Source organism: Idiomarina sp. X4, from assembly GCF_002808045.1.
GTDB lineage: Bacteria > Pseudomonadota > Gammaproteobacteria > Enterobacterales > Alteromonadaceae > Idiomarina.
In genome coordinates this window covers 402,296-419,458 of record NZ_CP025000.1, presented here as the reverse complement: position 1 = coordinate 419,458, position 17,163 = coordinate 402,296, and the positions used below count along the sequence as shown (strand labels likewise).

The window sequence follows — 17,163 nt, the reverse complement described above, 5'->3', positions numbered from 1 at the left end:
TTGAGCCGGGCTTTTTTGTGGTAGCATGAAAAGACTGTCGTAGTAGTACTGGAGCTAACAATAATGAAAACAACAAAGAACCCATGGACTGAGTATTGGCAACGCGCTGCGAAAGCAAGTTTTCTGGATGAAAAGTCACGCTTACAAGCTTACCAAATGCGTAAATTTTGGTTTGAGCGCTTCGATGAAGCCGATATAAAGCAGCCGATAGTCGACATTGGTACAGGTAATGGTGCTGTGGTTCAGTGGTTGACTGAATATTCAGAAGAGAAAGGTAAGAAGTTAGATGTTCAAGGGATAGATTCTGCTGAGATAAACCCGCCGAATAAAGAGCTAAAACTTTCAGGAAATACGCCTTATGAAACGTTCAAGCTACCCTCTAATAAAAAAGTAGGTATGTTCGTATCTCACTATGGTGTTGAATACGGTGATATGAAAGAGGGGTTGAAAAATTTGCATGCCCAATTGAAAAGAGGGGGCTCTTTCATCGCCTTGGTACATTCTGAGTCGTCGCTAATTTATAAAAAGAGCCAGGCTATTTATGATTTAACTCCATCAGTGGTAAAGCACCTTAAGAAAGCTGTGGCACCGTTACAAGAGGCGCTATTGAAACATGGCCCGAGCAATTTGCCGCGTTCAGCGCTACAGGCGCAACAAATGCTTAACCAGTTTGCGCGAAAGTATGAACGTAGCCCGGCTTTTCACGCAATGAATTTTGTACCAGCGACAAAACATCTATTGCAGGCTGCCGCAAAAGGTAATGAAGTTGAGTCACGTCAAGTCTATGTTGCATATATGAATTCTATAACTTCTCACAAGGCTAGGGCTCAGACTTTACTAAAAGCTACCGAACAGCTGGGAAATACACGCGAAACTCAAATGCGGCTAGAGGCCGTAGGCTTTAAAAATATTGATATTCAGGAGGTTGAGTTTCCTGAAAGTGGGGTTTTTGGTAACTGTATTCGCGCGTCAAAATAATTATATTTTTTGGGGGGCTTAGGCCGCTTTGAGCGGCCTGTTTAAGACTTTAAGAAAGTATCAACGAAATTCACACGAAAAGTTTACAACTCCTTAACTTCCTGTTAGATTCTAGACAGCTTCTTTAAAAGAAGCGAAATAATAAAAACGTTCCAGGGAGTTTTTTACTCATGAAAAATATGACATTTCGTAAAAGCTTAACGGCAGCAGCAGTAGCTGCTTCTTTAGGCTTTCCTGCTTTAGCAGTTGCGCAAGACACAGAAGAAAAAGTTGAGCGTATTGAAGTTACAGGTTCACGTATTAAACAAGTGGATATGGAAACTGCGTCTCCAGTTACTGTAATAACTGCAGAAGATATTCAAATTTCAGGTGAGCCAACAGTTGCTGACGTATTGAACAATGCGTCTGTTAACAGCTTTGGTTCATGGCGTGGTGTTTCAGGTTACGGTTCAGGCGGCAGCGCTACTAGTAACGTGAACATGCGAGGCTTAGGGCCAAACTATACATTGGTGCTTTTAGATGGTCGCCGTATGCCAGGTACAAGCTCGAGCTCAGGCTCTGCAGCTGATACTTCGCGTATCCCAATGGCTATCGTTGAACGCATCGAAATACTTCGTGAAGGTGCATCTGCTGTATACGGTTCAGACGCTGTTGCGGGTGTAATTAACATCATCACGAAGAAAGACTTTACTGGTCTTAACTTTACTTATGACGCTGAGCGCCCTAAAGCCGACGGCGGTGACAGCGATCGCTTCACTGCATCTACTGGTTTTGCAACGAATAAAGGTAATATTACTTTTACCTTTGAAAACTATCGTACCGATGCAGTATTTGACCGTGAACTATGGTCAGAATTAGGCGGCTCTTCATACAGTGCAGTTCCTAACGCGAAAGGCGCTGATAGCGGAGACTGGTATTCTGCTGACTTCTGTGATGTTGCTGAAAACGTCCACCCAAGTGGCGATGGTCGTTGCCTATATGAATTTGGCCAAGTAACTAAGTTCTTTGGTGATGTTGAGCAAAACTCAATTTTATCAAACTTCAATTACAACTTAACTAACGATATTCGTTTCCGTGGTCGCGCAAGCGCTTCATTATCAGAAACTGATACTCGTTATGCAGGTACGCCAGTATCAACAACTGCACCAACAATGTCTGCAGATAACCCATATAACACGACAGGTGAAGACCTAACGTTATCTATGCGTTCTGCTCAAATTGGTGAGCGTGATACACGTACTGAAATCAACACTATCGATTTCTTAGGTGGTTTGGTTGGTTTTGCGGATATCGGTAATGGCGTAGATTGGGAAATCAACGGCCAATACAGCAAATCAAGCACTCGCTCGTTCAACTCAAACTTGGTTAACGACGTAACTATCCAGCGTTTGATTGATAGTGGTGAATACGATTTATTGAATACTTCAGGAATGAGCTTTGAAGACTGGAATGCTCAAATGACTGATTTGTATTCTCAAGCTGCTCACACAGGCCTTTACCGTGCTGAGTTTGATAGCACGCAGATTGATGGTTTTGCATCAACACTGTTGTTTGATAACGGTACAGTTTCAATGTCTGGCTTGATCGGTGCTGAGTTCGAGAGAATCGAATTTACACAACAAAGCGACCCTCAATCAGCATCAGGTAATGTATCAGGTGGTTCAGGTGGTGATGACGTATTCGCAGATCGCGACCGTACGTCAGTATACGCGGAACTACAAACTACACTGCCGGGCGACTTAGATGTTAGTGCAGCGGTTCGTTATGACGAATACGACCAAGAAGGTGATGTTGGTGCTCAAGTTGTTGGTGGTAAATTTGATAACGTGGCTCCACAGCTAGGTATCGCATGGCGTGCAACTGATTCTTTGCTATTACGTGCAAGCTGGGGTGAGTCTTTCCGTGCACCAAACATGGGCGAAATGTTCTCTTCTCAAGCGCTAAGCTTTGAAACAGCAGTAGATACTTTATGGTGTGATCAACCTGGCAACTCGGATCCAGTATACTGTGATCAGTCAGGTACTCAGCATAAAACTTGGTTCGGTGGAAACCCAGATCTACAGCCAGAAGAAGGCGAATCTTTAACAGCTGGTCTTGTGTATAACATTACTGACGACTGGTCTGCAGAGCTTTCATACTACGACGTTACTCTGGATAACAAAATCGCAGCTATCAGTGTAGCTCGCTTGTTAGCGGAAGAACGTGAGAATGGCATGGGCTCTAACCCTGCAGTAGTGCGTGACCCGAACACTGGTCAAATCGACACTATGTATAGCTTTGACCAAAACATGGCAAGCTTGGAAACTTCTGGTTTCGATTTCAAAACTAACTACAACGTTAGTACTGACTTCGGTGATATCGGTGTTAAAGCTGAAGCAAGTTATGTTCGTGAATACGTAGAACAAACTGCACCAGATGCGGCACCATTTGACTATGCTGGTATCCAGGATTACCCAGAACTGCGTGCGAACATGTCTGTTGACTGGAAGCACAACGAATGGGGAGCTGCTTGGACCACATACTACATCGGTCCTCAAGACTCTGGTAACGAAGAGTACGGTGTGACTTACTTACAAGCTATTCCTAGCTACGTTAAGCATAATGTACAGTTCTCGTACAACCATGCGTACAACGGTCGCATCACTCTAGGTGTGAACAACGTATTTGATAAAGAGCCAACTGGCTGGTACGACGGTTTCCGTGACTATCGTGACGTAACTTGGACTCTTTATGATGTATTAGGTCGTTCTATCTTCTTCAAGATTGAACAATCTTTCTAAATCCTAATTTTTAGGAATCAAAGGCTGACTCTTTTTGAGTCAGCCTTTTCTTTTTGGGAGCCCTTATAGACAGAGACACTATAATAGCTCGCTATTTCCCCTAAACCTCCGCTCATACCTGCCGATACAAAAGCATCGACGTTTTAAATCCAGGTGCGTTTATGTTTCTTCGCTCTATTCTTTTGGCAGTAATGACCGTGCTTTTCAGTAGCTCAGTAATAGCACACGTTAGTAATCCTCACGAGAAAATTAGCGATGACTTGGCTGCTCAGCTCGCCAATCAGTTACAACAGGCTAATCAGCATTACGGTTATTCAAATATAGGGGTGACGCGTTGGGTACTGGCTGAAACATTAGAGCTTCCATCACAAGGCGACTCCATGCATAAGCTTAGTCATCAACTCAGTGAAAGCCTCTATGCACATCTCAAAGAACGTAACCTAGACGTGGTCGAGTTTAGAGCACAGGACTATGTGACACTGACAGCTGAGGGTTCAACTAACATGACGCGCAATGTCGACGAGCTGGAGGCTCAGCCAAAGCTTGACTGGGTATTAGTTGGCACTCTGTCACGGAAGGATGATGGTGCGGTTGTGAATTTGCGTATTATTGATCGTCGTAGTCAGGAAGTACTGGCCGCGGCCAATCGATACGTGCCGAAACACTTGTATTGGCCGAATAAGCAAACAGAAATGGTTGATGGTCGACTACAGCGCCATTAAAACGCAGGGGTAGGGGAGTTATTATGAATGCACTAACTAGAATAGTTGTATCGGCTGCTGTGTTAAGTCTAATGTCAGCCTGTACCGTATTACCTGCAAAGCAGCAGGTAGCAAAAGAGCAACCGCTGGAAGTCTATTCACAGCCTTACAGTGCAAAATACAGCGCTCAGCTGGCAGAACAGTTGGTTGATAATGCGAGTGTTCGCCTGAGTGGTGTTAAAGTGGGTATTACCAATCTTGTCGGTGTAACGGGTCAGTACAATGAGAGCTCTGCTCTCAGCCAGGTGCTGTCTGAGCAGTTAGTGCAGGAGTTACACCGCCGAGAGCTGAGTGTATTAGACTTTAAAACAACGGACTTTATTCGTGTCACACCAAACGGTGATTTTGCGTTAACGCGCGACTACATGGAGCTTGATGAAATAATGCCAATAACCCACGTTATGGTAGGAACTCTTTCGCATTATCGTGATGGTATCATGGCAAACGCTCGTCTGGTCGATATCAACACCAAAGATGTCGCTAGCGTGGCTCAGGTATTTATACCGGCTCACGTGGTTCAGCAATTAAGTGAAGACCATGGCAAGCCGGTGATTAGAAAGGCGCCTTAACGCTTAAGGCGCTATTTCAATTGAGCTTCTAACTCACCCATAAACTCCCGGATACGTTCGGCGTTTTTACCGACGTCACTACGACCAACGCGAGACTTACTGCGAATATCCAGTTCACTGCCGTCTGCAGTGGAGCGTATGCGTATCACTACATCGTCTTTAAAGCCAAACCAAGTGGTTGTAGCGGTAGCTTCTATTCGACCGGCAGCCTCTGAGCTTTCAACTATCTCCCAACCCATGTTTTTAGAAGCTTGTACGGCGGCTTCGAACAACTCTGCAGGTGACACCAAGGCTTCATAAGTCGTTAGTTCAGGATAAGCTTTCAGTTGCTGTTTTGCCGTCTCTTCGCCAGCGTACTCTACCGGGTTAGGCGCATCCTCACGTAATGGAGCAATAGCAACAAACTCCGGCGGGTTCTGTGTGTCAGTAGTAATGTCGTGAATCGCTGGCACGTTTTGAGCCTTCAAGTATTGGCTAAACGGCATGTAAACGGAAACAGCGCCGGCAATAATGGCTAACCCGCTCAATCCCGCCACCAGACCTTGGGGGCGGCGAATGAAATACCAAATAATATTCAGAATGAATGCAGCGGCACCGATATAAAGTGCCCAACGCAGAATTAAGAATGCGGTGCCTAAGTCGGCAGTGCCACTTTTATACAAGGGCCCAGATACTGCCAACAGTATCACCGACAAAAAGCCGAGAAAAATAAACAAACCATGTAACGCTTTCATAACGAGACCCTCTTAATAATGTTGCCTGCTATTACGTCACTAACTGCAGTTTGGGTCAATAAATACTAATATTGGTTAAACGAAAAAGTAGTAAACTTCGTAGTAGTGAATAAGCAATATCTGGCTAATAATTAAAAACAAGGACAAAGCCGATGAAAACGTGGTTCCTCGCCGCATTACCCCTAGTTGCTTTCCATGCTGTAGCACAAGAAAAGCCGATAGAAATTATAGAGGTGATAGGGCGCGATACCTCATCGGTAGTGCTGCCATCTGAGGAGGGCACCGATGGGCTGTTTGGCTTGTCTGAAAGTCTGCAGGATATTCCCCGTGCCGCGACGATTATTAATGAGTCGTTAATAGAGGAAGCGGCTATTAATGACTTACACGACATTGCGCGATTCGCCCCAAATAGTTTTGCAGCGGCCGGTTTTGGAAACCCGTCGCTACCAACTTTGCGCGGTCAGCTGGGCGAGCTGTATGAGGCCGGTATGCGTCGTCAGGCGGGCAATAACGGTTTGGGTATTCCTATGTCGTTTAATGCCATAGAGGGCATGGCGGTTGTTAAAGGTGCGCCGCCGGTTATGTTGGGTACGTCACAGCGTGTGGGGGGCTTCGTCAACTTGCAGCCGAAAACCGCTCGCCTGAACGACATAGATACTCGGGTAAAAGCGCAGCTAGGTCAGTGGAGTCAGTATCGTTTTCAAGTTGATCACAACTGGATTCTAAAAGAAGACGAACAGGGGCTGAGAATAAGTGCGGAGTACGTCGACGAAGACAGCTTTTACGATTATCACCATCACCGTAGTGATGATGTCCTGTTAGCGTACAAGTTTGCCCCGAACGATGATACACAGCTGGATGTCTCGCTTGAGTATTATGAGGTAGAGTGGACGGATAACGCCGGTATCAACCGTCCGACTCAAAATCTGATAGATAATAACTTATACATTACCGGACAGGGCGTACAGCCGAATGGTTCACGCGTTGCTGGGGCTGGTGCGGTTATTAGTCCAACCGGTGAAGTGCGTATTGATCGCAGTACGACCTTAACCGATCCGCTAGATACAAACACTGCGGAGACGGCGTTACTGCATGCTAAATTTCAGCATTGGTTGAGTGATGATATGGTACTGGTGAACCGCACATACTATCAGTACTTAACCCGTGAAGGTGTTAACCAAAACAGCTTTGTGGAAATTATTGATGATGCGCACACCTTTGAAAATCGCACTGAGCTTCATATTAATAAGAAGACAGTGGTTGGTGTTAATCTGCGTATAAATGACGTGTTGGGATACAGCCAGTTCACCACCGAAGCCGATAACCCGATTGATTTAACCGGCCCACTGGATAATCGCCGAATTCCATTAACCCCAAGTCAGCAAGCGCGACTGATAGAGTTGCGTCCCGGTTTGTTTGTATCGCCTGGTGCACAGTATGATTTAGACGGTGACGGGGCGGGGGATTTCAACCTATCTGATACCACCGACTCGACCAGCTATCAGTGGGGCATTTTCGCACAACATGAACTCGAGCTCACTGACAAATGGCGCGTCACCGGCGGTGTAAGAGCTGACTATTATGATGTGAAGGCTAAGGATCCTATTGCGCCGCAAGGGACAGAAGTTAAGAGTGATACCTACAGTGACTGGCTAAGCGCGATAAGTTTGTCGACGCAATACGATTGGACACCGAACCTGACGCTATATGCTACGGCTTATGAGAGTGATTCAACATCGAATTCCATGGCGGGTGGCACAGTGTTAAATGGTTCGGGAGTCATTGATGAACAAAACTTTGCGACTGAAAATACATTATACGAGTTAGGAATAAAGTACGCACCATCAGGCGCCCGCTGGTATGCAGATGCGGTATTATTCGACCAAAAACGCAGCTTGCGAAACCGCGATGGGTCGAACAGTGGTATTCGTACTGAGGGGCTGGAAACTCAGTGGCATTACGCGAGTGAGATTGGCTATTGGGTAACTTTAGCGGCAAGTTATATCGATGCTCGTTGGGATGATTCCGCAGCGTCGCAAGGAACCCGCCAGGTGGCGGATGCGTTTGATAACTCACGTCCCGATATTATTGAAGGCACAGGCTTAGGCTCGCCAAACTTCACATTATTTCCGGCGTCGAATCAGCAACTGCAGGGAATACCGGAAGTACAAGCGTCCGTTGTTGCGGGTTGGAATATCACGGAAAAGTGGTCGGTTGGCGGCGACGTAAGCTATACCAAACATTATCCATTGGATTATCTTCAGACCGTATTTATACGTGATCAACATACGCTTAACCTGAATTCACGTTATCGTTTTAGCGAACAACTGAACGTGCGTCTGGATGTGTTCAATGCCACCGATCAGGATAATTGGTCACCGGTATTCGAAGGTGGCTATTTTGGTGCAACCTTGGCCTTTCCATCACAGCCGGTACATGCCCGTCTGAGTATTAATTACGAGTTTTAAGGAAGACAAATGTCATTGAAAAAGCTGTTGTTGCTGTTGGTTATCGCTGCTTTGTTTGTAAGTGCGTTTGCGTTCGACCTGACTCAATACCTGTCATTGGATGTGTTAAAAGAAAAGCAGCAGCAGCTTAACCAGCTTTTCATGGACTATCCGCTGCAAACTTTTGCTATTTACTTTGCCATTTACGTTATTTCTACGGCGCTTTCTCTGCCGGGAGCGACCGTATTAACACTCGGCGCCGGGGCTATTTTCGGTTTTGGCTGGGGCTTGCTGCTGGCAAGCTTTGCGGCTTCGCTTGGTGCGTTTTTGTCGTTCTTGAGCGCTCGCTTTATCCTCCGGGACTGGGTGCAGGACAAGTTTGGGGAGCGTCTTGACGCCATAAATCGGGGTATTGAAAGAGACGGGGCATTTTATCTCTTGAGCCTGCGGTTAGTGCCTATTTTCCCGTTTTTTGTCATTAACCTGGTTATGGGGCTTACCCCAATAAAAGCCTGGACCTATTATTGGGTCAGTCAGGTCGGCATGCTTTTGGGGGCGGCTGTATACATTAATGCCGGCACACAGCTAGCGCAAATTAATAGTTTGGGCGACGTGGTGTCGGCTGATTTAATTGGTGCCTTTGTACTTCTCGGCATAATGCCTATTATTGCTAAGCTTATTCTTAGTTTGCTGAAGCGTCGTAAAGCATTTAAAGGCTACAAAAAGCCGAAGTCATTCGACAATAACCTTGTGGTTATTGGTGCGGGCTCGGCTGGGTTAGTCAGTGCTTACATAGCGGCCGCGGTAAAAGCCAAAGTAACCCTAATTGAAAAGCATAAAATGGGCGGCGATTGCTTAAATACAGGGTGTGTGCCATCTAAAGCGTTCTTGCACGTTGCAGAGCTGGCCCATAACGCCCGAAATGCAGGCAAAAGCGGTGTCAGTGTGGGTGAGGTGAGCGTCGACTTTAAGCAGGTGATGCATCAGGTTCAGTCAGTCATTAAAGACATAGAGCCTCATGATTCAGTCGAGCGCTATACCAAGCTAGGGGTGAATGTCGAGCAAGGCAGTGCAAAAATTCTTTCGCCATGGGAAGTTGAAATAGAGGCTGACGGTGAAACCAAGCGCGTAACCAGCCGCAGCATTATCATTGCCACTGGGGCAAAGCCGTTAGTACCTGACTTTGAAGGCTTGGATAAAGTCAGTTATTTAACCTCTGATACCTTGTGGGACTTAGAAGAACTGCCCAAGCGATTGCTGGTATTAGGCGGTGGCCCTATTGGTTGTGAGCTTTCACAAGCGTTTCAGCGGTTAGGTAGTCAGGTAACGCAGGTGGAAATGGCTGAGCGCTTAATGGGTCAGGAAGACCAGGACACGGCTGAGTTATTAACGAAGCGTATGGTTCATGAAGGCATTGATATCAAGTTAAACCATAAGGCCGTACGTTTTGAGACACAAGGTGACGACTCAGTTCTCATTGCCCAACACAATGATGAAGAAGTGGTGTTGCCGTTCGATAAGGTGCTAATAGCATTAGGCCGCCAACCCAACATTTCCGGCTTTGGGCTTGAAGAACTGGGTGTGCGAACCAATAAAACGGTCAGTACCAATCAGCTATTGCAAACGAACTTCCCGAATATCTACGCTTGTGGCGATGTCGCCGGGCCGTACCAGTTTACTCATGTTGCGTCGCATCAAGCTTGGTATGCTTCTGTAAACGCGTTATTTGATCCGTTCAAAACGTTTCGCGCTGACTACTCCGTCATTCCCTGGGTAACTTATACGTCGCCGCAAATTGCTAACGTTGGGTTAACCGAGCAGCAGGCTCAAAAAACGAATAAAGAGTATGAAGTGACCCAATACGATATTGGTGAGCTCGATCGCGCCATTGCCGATGACAATGCTTATGGTCGCGTGAAAGTGTTAACCAAACCGGGCAAAGATGAAATATTAGGTGTAAACATTATTGGCCCTCAGGCAGGTGAGCTTTTAGCGGAGTACGTACTGGCTATGAAACATGGCATTGGGCTGAATAAAATACTCGGTACCATTCACAGTTACCCGACACTGGCGGAAGCTAATAAGTATGTGGCGGGTGAATGGAAACGCGCCAATGCGCCTGAGAAGCTGCTAGCATGGGTAGAGAAGTTCCATCGCTGGCGCCGGAGATAATATGCGGATACTCGCTTTCACTACTCTTTTTCTTCTGACTTTGTTGGGGACAACTCCGGTAAGAGGCGAGGTTGTGAACTTTTATGCGTGGGGTGGCTCACCGCAAGTAAACAGTTACTTACGTTGGGCGCAACAAGAATTAGAAGCTGAAGGCATTGAGTTTCGACACAATAAAGTGGCCGATGTGTCCGAGGTAGTGAAACAACTTATCAGTGGACATTCCAACGCGGATATTATCTGGATAAACGGTGAAAACTTTCACGCTTTAAAAGACGCGAATGCACTGCTACCCATTGTTGATGACATTAACGCCACGCAACACATTAACCCAGAGCTCAACTGGCAAACCGATTTTGGTGAACCGGTGAACGGTTTGGAAGTCCCTTGGGGCGTTGGTCAGTTTAACCTCATCGCTCGTCCTGGTGTGTTTGGAACGGAAGCGGTGAGTGCTGAAGAACTCATGCGCGCTGCTCAAGAGTATAGAGGCCGAATAAGTTACCCAAAGCCGCCGGAGTTTCACGGTACGACGTTTTTAAAGTCATTACTGTTGTCGTTGTATCCGGAGCGTCGTTCGGTTTTCCAGCAACCGGTTCAGTCAATTAACGCGCAAGAAGTCACTCAACCGCTCTGGGACTACCTCGACAAACTGCATCCGCTATTATGGCAACAGGGTGACAATTTTCCGTCATCCGCTGGCGAACAAGTGTCTTATTTAGCCAATGGACAGTTGATGATAGCGGTAAGCTTCAATCCTAATGACGACCAAACCTTAGTGAATCAGGGGCGGTTGCCGGCTGGGGTTAAAAGACACACATTATCTGACCACGCTATTACCAATACACATTATTTGGCGATTCCTAAAACCGCAAAAAGCGTGGAAAAAGCGAAGCAAATTATTGAGTTCATGCTGTCTTCTGAAGCCCAGTTGCGCAAGGCAGACACGAATCGCTGGGGTGATCCGTCTGTTTTAAAGCCCGAGCTACTTCATACCAAAGAAAGCAGTCGGCAGACAGAACTGTTACCAGCAACCGATGACTTTCATGTTAGCTGGCAATCGTATTTGGAGCAGGAATGGTCCGCGCGCTATCAATAATCGTTATGTTAGCTCTGATCGTGTTACCGGTTGGCAGTGGATTATTGCTATTGTTGCTGTCTTCTTTTAGCGCCGAGTCAGGGATAACCAGCAATGCCGCTCATTTCATTTTACGTGAGCACGCTACTTTGCTGTCGACGCTGCTGGCTGCTGTTTTGGCGCCCTTGGTCGCCTGCTATTTAGCCTTATGGCTGGCTCCAGCGCTACTCAAGCGTCCCGCATTACAACAGCTGCTATCACCATTGCTGTCAGTGCCACACGTCGCATTTGCGGCGGGGCTGATGCTGCTTTTTAGTCCCTCGGGCTGGCTAGTTCGATTGGTGGAAAGTATTACAGGGCTTTTACCGTACCCTCCTCAAGGCTGGCCGTTATCGGAAAAGTCCGTTATTACCGTAATCGTGGTTTTAATAGTGAAAGAGCTGCCATTTTTACTATTAATGATATCGGCACAGCTAAAACAATTGTCGGTCAATTCATGGCTGACTCAGGCACAAAGCTATGGGTACAGCGAAAAACAGGCCTGGTGGCGAGTGGTAACACCGAAACTCGTAAAACGTTTAACGTTACCAATGGCTGCCGTGATTATTTACTCTCTATCGGTGGTTGATATTCCTTTATTAGTTGGGAGTAATACAGAGGCGCTACTGGCGCAACGCGTTTACAAATGGACTTTTCAGTTTTCAAACGAGAGCCAAAGCAAGGCGCTCGCTGGCGCCTGGATTCTAATGGCGGCGGGCGCCTTGCTACTCCTTATTAACAGTCAACATGCCTGGCTGTACCGTCAGTGGATGCTTATTAAGCCGTTGCGAAAACGATTGCTGACGAAACGAAGGCTGACTAATGCCTCTTCTTCCGACAGATTGGCGAGGGGTGCATGGTTATTACTGGGTCTTTTGTCATTTGCGATTATCGCTGTACTAATACTACAAAGTTTAGCTTCAAGCTGGTTTTACCCGGCCGTTATGCCTGAGTCAATTAGTGTAAACCGTTGGCTGGCAGAATTGGCTTATTTAACCGCGCCTTCACTTAACAGTTTTTGGTTAGCGTTAGCTAGCAGCATACTGGGAGTGATATGTGCTGTGGTACTGCTTGAGGCTCAGCGGCAACATCATAAAAAATCGTTAAACGGCTGGCTTTTGATTGCCTTACTGGTTCCTCAAGTGCCGTTAGTTCTCGGCTGGCAGTTGGTACTGGGGGAGTATTTGGACGAAGACAAAAGCGGCTCGTGGGTATTATGGTCACACACTGTTTACACTGTGCCCTATGCGTACTTAGTCTTACATGGTGCCTATACTCAATTTGACGACAAGTGGCTGATAAAAGCCCAAAGTTTGGGCTACTCTGCACGACAAGCCTGGTGGAAAGTCATGTTGCCTATGTTGAAAGCGCCGCTAACAACGGCTTTCGCCATCGCTTTTGCGGTCAGCATTGCACAGTATTTACCAACCCAATGGCTTGGGCAAGGGCTAACACCGACACTGACCACTGAAGCGGTAAGCGTCGCCAGTGGCGGTGATTGGCGTATAGGCAGCCTTTATGCGTTGCTGCAAACGCTGCTGCCACTTATTGTGTTTATTGGCGTAACTTTATTGAACACAGGATTAAGACGTACACACTCAAAAGCGAAACGTTATGCTGAACATTCGTAATCTGGTTATATCTTCTCAAATAGAAAACGGTCAAAACACGCTGCTGCTTCGACTGAATAACCTCAGCATCCAACCGGGTGAGGTAGTGACGCTAATGGGCCCCAGCGGTGTCGGGAAGTCGACGTTATTGCGTTGGGTGCTCGGTGAATTACTGCCTGACTTCACAACCCAGGGTGAACTGATGCTGGATGACAGAGACATTAGTGAGCAGCCGATAGCGCAGCGGCAAATAGGTATGATGTTTCAAAAAGGCGGCTTATTTCCACATATGACGGTCGCCGAGAATTGCTTATTCGCGCAAAAGCCGCGCTCAATGCTCAAACGTAACGAGCAAGCAGAAAAAGCGCGTGCAATGTTGAATGACTTGGCACTCAACGAAAAATGGGATGACTACCCACATAGCCTTAGTGGTGGTCAGTATTCGCGCATTGCGTTGCTTTGTGCGTTGCTGGCGGAGCCTAAAGCGATGTTGTTGGATGAGCCTTTTTCAGCGCTTGATACGAGATTAAGGGAAGAAGTTCGTGACTGGACTCTCAAACAGCTGGCAGCAGCCACTATTCCTGCACTGATGGTGACACATGATCGAGCCGATGCCAGCGGGCGTATAATAATGGTCAACGAGAACAAAGAGATAGTCGATGCTTGATCCCAAACTATTACCGATAACCCGAGCGTTGCTGGACATTCCGGCGCGGCTGCTGATCAAGCTGGGTGTTACTGCGGACCAGGTAACGGTTACAGGCTTTGTTGTTGGGTTACTGGCGGTGCCGTTGCTGGCGTTTGAATATTACACATTTGCGCTTATCCTAATACTCCTAAATAGGCTGGCTGACGGTCTGGACGGAGCCGTAGCCAGGCGGACTCAGCTGACGGATGCCGGCGGTTACATCGATATTGTGCTCGACTTTATTTTTTATAGCGCCGTGGTTTTTGGCTTTTTACTGGCGTCGCCAGAGAAAAACGCGGTGGCGGCCGGTGTGTTATTAGTCACTTTTATGGGGACGGGCGCTACCTTTCTGGCGTTTGCCAGTGTTGCGGGCAAGCAGGGGATTGAAAACCCGTCTTACCCGAATAAGTCGCTACATTACATGGGTGGGCTGACGGAAGGTTTTGAAACCATATTGGCCTTTGTTGCTTTCTGTTTATGGCCACAGCAATTTGCCTTTCTGGCTTATGTGTTTGCTACACTCTGCTGGATTACCGCGATAACTCGCATTGTTGCTGGTTACCGAACCTTGAAAAAGGGAGCGGCGAATAGTGTCTGAAACTGCCTGGCGACTCAGCGTATTTTTAGGCGTGCTTGTTCTCATGGTGTTGTGGGAATATGCCTCACCTAAGCGCCAGTCGCGATACAGCCGCAAGCAGCGTTGGCCTGCAAACTTAGGTATTGTGGTTATCGATACCGTAGTGCTGAGAATTATTGCACCGGTCGGCTTAACCGGCATTGGGCTGTGGGCGGCGAACAACGGCTGGGGACTGTTTAACAGCACCATGGCTAATAGCCTGCCGTTTTGGGTAACTGTGCTTATGAGTATTACCGCACTTGATATCGCGATTTACTGGCAGCATCGCCTATTTCATCGGGTGCCATTGCTATGGCGTTTGCACCGAGTGCATCATGCTGACCCGGACTTTGATGTAACCACTGGCCTGCGCTTTCACCCCGCAGAAATTGTTGTGAGCTTCTTTATTAAAGCAGCCACGGTAATTGCCTTGGGTGCGCCTGCACTAGCCGTTATTATTTTCGAAATTGTTCTGAACGCCTGCTCGTTGTTTAATCACGGTAACGTGGCGCTGCCAAAGCCCCTTGAAAAAGTGGTACGAAAAATTTTAATCACACAAGAACTGCACCGTATTCACCATAGCGTCGAAAAAGAAGAAACGAACAGTAATTACGGGTTCAGTGTCAGCTGGTGGGATCACCTGTTCAACAGCTTCACCGCTGAGCCGAAAGCAGGGTCCGACAATATTGACATTGGTCTTAAGGAATATCGTGACCAGACCGCAACAACAAAAATTCTTGGCGTGCTGAAAATACCTTTCACGCGCAAATGATTCAGTTTTGCGTCCCCGGCAGGAGTCGAACCTGCGACCTATTGCTTAGGAGGCAATTGCTCTATCCAGCTGAGCTACGGGGACGTGCCGCGAATTATGCCAGAACCGGCAGACGGTTTCATCCCCTAGTCAATGGGGACAACCCAGTCTCTCACCTGCACGTTATGCAACATATTGCCGCCAGTCAGCCGAGCCACAGCTGTGCTTTGTTGAACTTGCTGAACTTCCACCTCAAACTGGCTGACTTCCCATTTTTGGCGGAAGCGGCCCTGGTCGTCGGTAAAGTGGCTTGGGTGGAGAACTTTTAACTTATCGCCGACGTTTACACCATGTTGTTCGCCCAAATTAAACTGGACGGTTTTGTCATCGACCGCAATGACCCGGCCTCGCACCGGTTTACAGAGCAGCTTTTCTTTGACGCCACCGGCTAAATCCTCTAGGCTACTGGCAAGAGCAGCGCCAAAAGGTTCATCCCAGAAGTTTGCGGTTGCCACGTCGACGGTGGCGGAACGATCAAATGTCCAGGGTTGAGTGTCTTCGACTCGAGCGCGAGTTACAAGTTGCCCAGTACTGGCATCCATTAAATATAGGGTCAATGCATAGTGGCGATCGGGCGTTGAAGACCATAACCAGCCGGAGTCGGTATTCATCATTGCTAAGTCGTCAAACAAGCCAAACACCACAAACTGGCTGTCATTAGCCAGTCCGAGGCTACGAGCCATACGGCCCAGTTCTTCCAGGTTCAAGCCACTTAATGCATCGTTTAGACCCGCGTGACGTTGTAAGGTGTGGGCAATATGAATTTGACTGCCGACGCCACCTAATGTGCGCGAAAAGCGCTCAGCAGACACTTCGCCGATATCCCAGATTTGGCCCCAGGTGCCATGGGCTCGATCACGCAGCTCAAACGGCACAATAGTGACTGAGTTTTTATAGCTACTGCGGGCGCATTCGCCCTCGCGGTTCCAAATGTCTGCGCGTAGTAAAACCACGACACGATCGTCTCGAACTTCCTCTCGAACGATAGAAACTTGATCGACATTGCCACGACTGGTCCACTGGGTTTCTGTGTTACTCAGAACTCCATCAACAACCTGCTGAATGCTGCTGATACTGCCACCAGAAGAGAGCAAAGCTTGTTGAAGAGCGTTTTCAATGGCTTGCTGGCGCGCTTTCTCGACGTCGCCATTAACAATGCGTGCGGTACCTTGTGCTTCAATCCAGCGGGCGCTGCTTGGAAACGCAAGGAAAATAAGTGACGCGAGTAAAAGCAAGGTCTTCCAGTTCATGTGTCGTATCCCAGATTCATCCAAAGTGTCGATTTATTGTCGGTCTTTGTCTTATGTGGCTTTCTCTGAAATTAACTGCAAGAACCTTGCCAAACTATAGGCTAAATGCGTTCTTAATAATATACAACGCGTTTTACTTTTTGCTGTCGGTTAGTACTTTGATACAAGCGGTGAACTTTTTCGAAGTCTAAGCGCAGTTCTGTTGCGTAATACTCGCCAACAGTATATGTCTTTACGACTTCGGCGCCACGAATAACGCCGTCAACCGATGCTTGGAAGCTATCGTTATTCAACGCCCAGTCTTCCACTGAGCTGCTGCCGGCAATGCGTTGTCCATAAACTTGTTCCGCAAGTTCGCGATACGCAGCCAGCTTAGAGGCACGCATCGCGTTTAGGTCTTTCACTTGAGCCGAGTCACCTGATTGCTTTTCAATAGGCGCATAGCCAACCGCGTTTAATACCGGAAAGGTGTCAGGCGTTTGAGTTTCCCATTCGACGTGCTTTTGATCGTACACAAGGTTGTTATAAGCCGCACAGCCACTTAAAACCATTGATGAAAGGACAATACCCAATGTCAAAATTTGCTTTGTCATAACGACCCCTACGGACTAAAACGTACTAATCGTTATAACGGCT

Annotated in this window: 14 protein-coding genes and 1 tRNA gene; 11 read left to right on the top strand and 4 right to left on the bottom strand. The window is 47.3% G+C overall.

The window, feature by feature from the left end:
* The first annotated feature begins 156 nt into the window (after positions 1-156).
* The 4 genes from CWC33_RS02125 to CWC33_RS02110 all read left to right on the top strand — a co-directional run bounded on the left by CWC33_RS02125 (position 157) and on the right by CWC33_RS02110 (position 5,088).
* Entirely contained in the window at positions 157-978 is an 822-nt protein-coding gene (locus tag CWC33_RS02125; RefSeq protein WP_232709819.1) for an SAM-dependent methyltransferase, read from the top strand.
* Positions 979-1,148: 170 nt separating this feature from the next.
* Positions 1,149-3,758, top strand: a complete 2,610-nt coding sequence (locus CWC33_RS02120; RefSeq protein WP_100690600.1) for a TonB-dependent receptor — start codon at positions 1,149-1,151, stop codon at positions 3,756-3,758.
* Positions 3,759-3,919: 161 nt separating this feature from the next.
* Positions 3,920-4,480: a FlgO family outer membrane protein gene (locus CWC33_RS02115; RefSeq protein ID WP_100690599.1), complete on the top strand. Its 561-nt coding sequence runs from the start codon at positions 3,920-3,922 to the stop codon at positions 4,478-4,480.
* A gap of 23 nt (positions 4,481-4,503) precedes the next feature.
* Positions 4,504-5,088, top strand: a complete 585-nt coding sequence (locus tag CWC33_RS02110; protein WP_100690598.1) for a FlgO family outer membrane protein — start codon at positions 4,504-4,506, stop codon at positions 5,086-5,088.
* An 11-nt stretch (positions 5,089-5,099) separates the two neighbouring features.
* On the opposite strand, the gene CWC33_RS02105 is transcribed toward CWC33_RS02110, so the two are convergent.
* Positions 5,100-5,822: a DUF1499 domain-containing protein gene (locus CWC33_RS02105; protein WP_100690597.1), complete on the bottom strand. Its 723-nt coding sequence runs from the start codon at positions 5,820-5,822 to the stop codon at positions 5,100-5,102.
* A gap of 152 nt (positions 5,823-5,974) precedes the next feature.
* On the opposite strand from CWC33_RS02105, the gene CWC33_RS02100 reads away from it, so the two are divergent.
* From CWC33_RS02100 to CWC33_RS02070, 7 genes are all read left to right on the top strand, one after another.
* Positions 5,975-8,290 (top strand): TonB-dependent receptor, encoded by a 2,316-nt coding sequence (locus CWC33_RS02100; RefSeq protein WP_100690596.1) that lies wholly within the window; start codon positions 5,975-5,977, stop codon positions 8,288-8,290.
* Between the two features lie 9 nt (positions 8,291-8,299).
* Positions 8,300-10,441 (top strand): FAD-dependent oxidoreductase, encoded by a 2,142-nt coding sequence (locus tag CWC33_RS02095; protein ID WP_100690595.1) that lies wholly within the window; start codon positions 8,300-8,302, stop codon positions 10,439-10,441.
* A 73-nt stretch (positions 10,442-10,514) separates the two neighbouring features.
* The gene (locus CWC33_RS02090; protein WP_232709818.1) at positions 10,515-11,534 is read left to right on the top strand and encodes an ABC transporter substrate-binding protein; all 1,020 of its coding nucleotides are present in this window, start codon (positions 10,515-10,517) and stop codon (positions 11,532-11,534) included.
* Positions 11,513-13,183 carry an ABC transporter permease subunit gene (locus CWC33_RS02085; RefSeq protein WP_100690593.1) on the top strand — a complete coding sequence of 557 codons (1,671 nt, stop codon included), beginning with the start codon at positions 11,513-11,515 and terminating at the stop codon, positions 13,181-13,183. Before CWC33_RS02090 ends, CWC33_RS02085 begins: the two co-directional genes overlap by 22 nt.
* Positions 13,167-13,829, top strand: coding sequence for an ATP-binding cassette domain-containing protein (locus CWC33_RS02080; protein WP_100690592.1), 663 nt, complete (start codon positions 13,167-13,169; stop codon positions 13,827-13,829). The genes CWC33_RS02085 and CWC33_RS02080 overlap by 17 nt, the downstream gene beginning before the upstream one ends.
* Complete coding sequence (locus CWC33_RS02075) at positions 13,822-14,448, top strand: CDP-alcohol phosphatidyltransferase family protein (protein WP_100690591.1); 627 nt, start codon at positions 13,822-13,824, stop codon at positions 14,446-14,448. The genes CWC33_RS02080 and CWC33_RS02075 overlap by 8 nt, the downstream gene beginning before the upstream one ends.
* Positions 14,438-15,238 carry a sterol desaturase family protein gene (locus tag CWC33_RS02070; protein WP_442906205.1) on the top strand — a complete coding sequence of 267 codons (801 nt, stop codon included), beginning with the start codon at positions 14,438-14,440 and terminating at the stop codon, positions 15,236-15,238. The genes CWC33_RS02075 and CWC33_RS02070 overlap by 11 nt, the downstream gene beginning before the upstream one ends.
* Positions 15,239-15,248: 10 nt before the next feature.
* On the opposite strand, the gene CWC33_RS02065 is transcribed toward CWC33_RS02070, so the two are convergent.
* The 3 genes from CWC33_RS02065 to CWC33_RS02055 form a co-directional block, all read right to left on the bottom strand.
* Positions 15,249-15,322 (bottom strand) — tRNA-Arg (locus CWC33_RS02065).
* 41 nt (positions 15,323-15,363) lie between these two features.
* Positions 15,364-16,527, bottom strand: coding sequence for a flagellar assembly protein FlgT (locus CWC33_RS02060; protein WP_100690589.1), 1,164 nt, complete (start codon positions 16,525-16,527; stop codon positions 15,364-15,366).
* A 113-nt stretch (positions 16,528-16,640) separates the two neighbouring features.
* Positions 16,641-17,120 carry an LPP20 family lipoprotein gene (locus CWC33_RS02055; RefSeq protein ID WP_058579535.1) on the bottom strand — a complete coding sequence of 160 codons (480 nt, stop codon included), beginning with the start codon at positions 17,118-17,120 and terminating at the stop codon, positions 16,641-16,643.
* Positions 17,121-17,163: the final 43 nt, after the last annotated feature.

Excerpts from the sequence above, each read along its gene's own strand:
- CWC33_RS02125 (WP_232709819.1), top strand. The coding sequence starts at position 157 with ATGCGTAAATTTTGGTTTGAGCGCTTCGATGAAGCCGATATAAAGCAG.
- CWC33_RS02115 (WP_100690599.1), top strand. The coding sequence starts at position 3,920 with ATGTTTCTTCGCTCTATTCTTTTGGCAGTAATGACCGTGCTTTTCAGT.
- CWC33_RS02085 (WP_100690593.1), top strand. The coding sequence starts at position 11,513 with ATGGTCCGCGCGCTATCAATAATCGTTATGTTAGCTCTGATCGTGTTA.
- CWC33_RS02095 (WP_100690595.1), top strand. The coding sequence starts at position 8,300 with ATGTCATTGAAAAAGCTGTTGTTGCTGTTGGTTATCGCTGCTTTGTTT.
- CWC33_RS02075 (WP_100690591.1), top strand. The coding sequence starts at position 13,822 with ATGCTTGATCCCAAACTATTACCGATAACCCGAGCGTTGCTGGACATT.
- CWC33_RS02055 (WP_058579535.1), bottom strand. The coding sequence starts at position 17,120 with ATGACAAAGCAAATTTTGACATTGGGTATTGTCCTTTCATCAATGGTT.
- CWC33_RS02080 (WP_100690592.1), top strand. The coding sequence starts at position 13,167 with ATGCTGAACATTCGTAATCTGGTTATATCTTCTCAAATAGAAAACGGT.
- CWC33_RS02060 (WP_100690589.1), bottom strand. The coding sequence starts at position 16,527 with ATGAACTGGAAGACCTTGCTTTTACTCGCGTCACTTATTTTCCTTGCG.
- CWC33_RS02120 (WP_100690600.1), top strand. The coding sequence starts at position 1,149 with ATGAAAAATATGACATTTCGTAAAAGCTTAACGGCAGCAGCAGTAGCT.
- CWC33_RS02100 (WP_100690596.1), top strand. The coding sequence starts at position 5,975 with ATGAAAACGTGGTTCCTCGCCGCATTACCCCTAGTTGCTTTCCATGCT.
- CWC33_RS02110 (WP_100690598.1), top strand. The coding sequence starts at position 4,504 with ATGAATGCACTAACTAGAATAGTTGTATCGGCTGCTGTGTTAAGTCTA.
- CWC33_RS02105 (WP_100690597.1), bottom strand. The coding sequence starts at position 5,822 with ATGAAAGCGTTACATGGTTTGTTTATTTTTCTCGGCTTTTTGTCGGTG.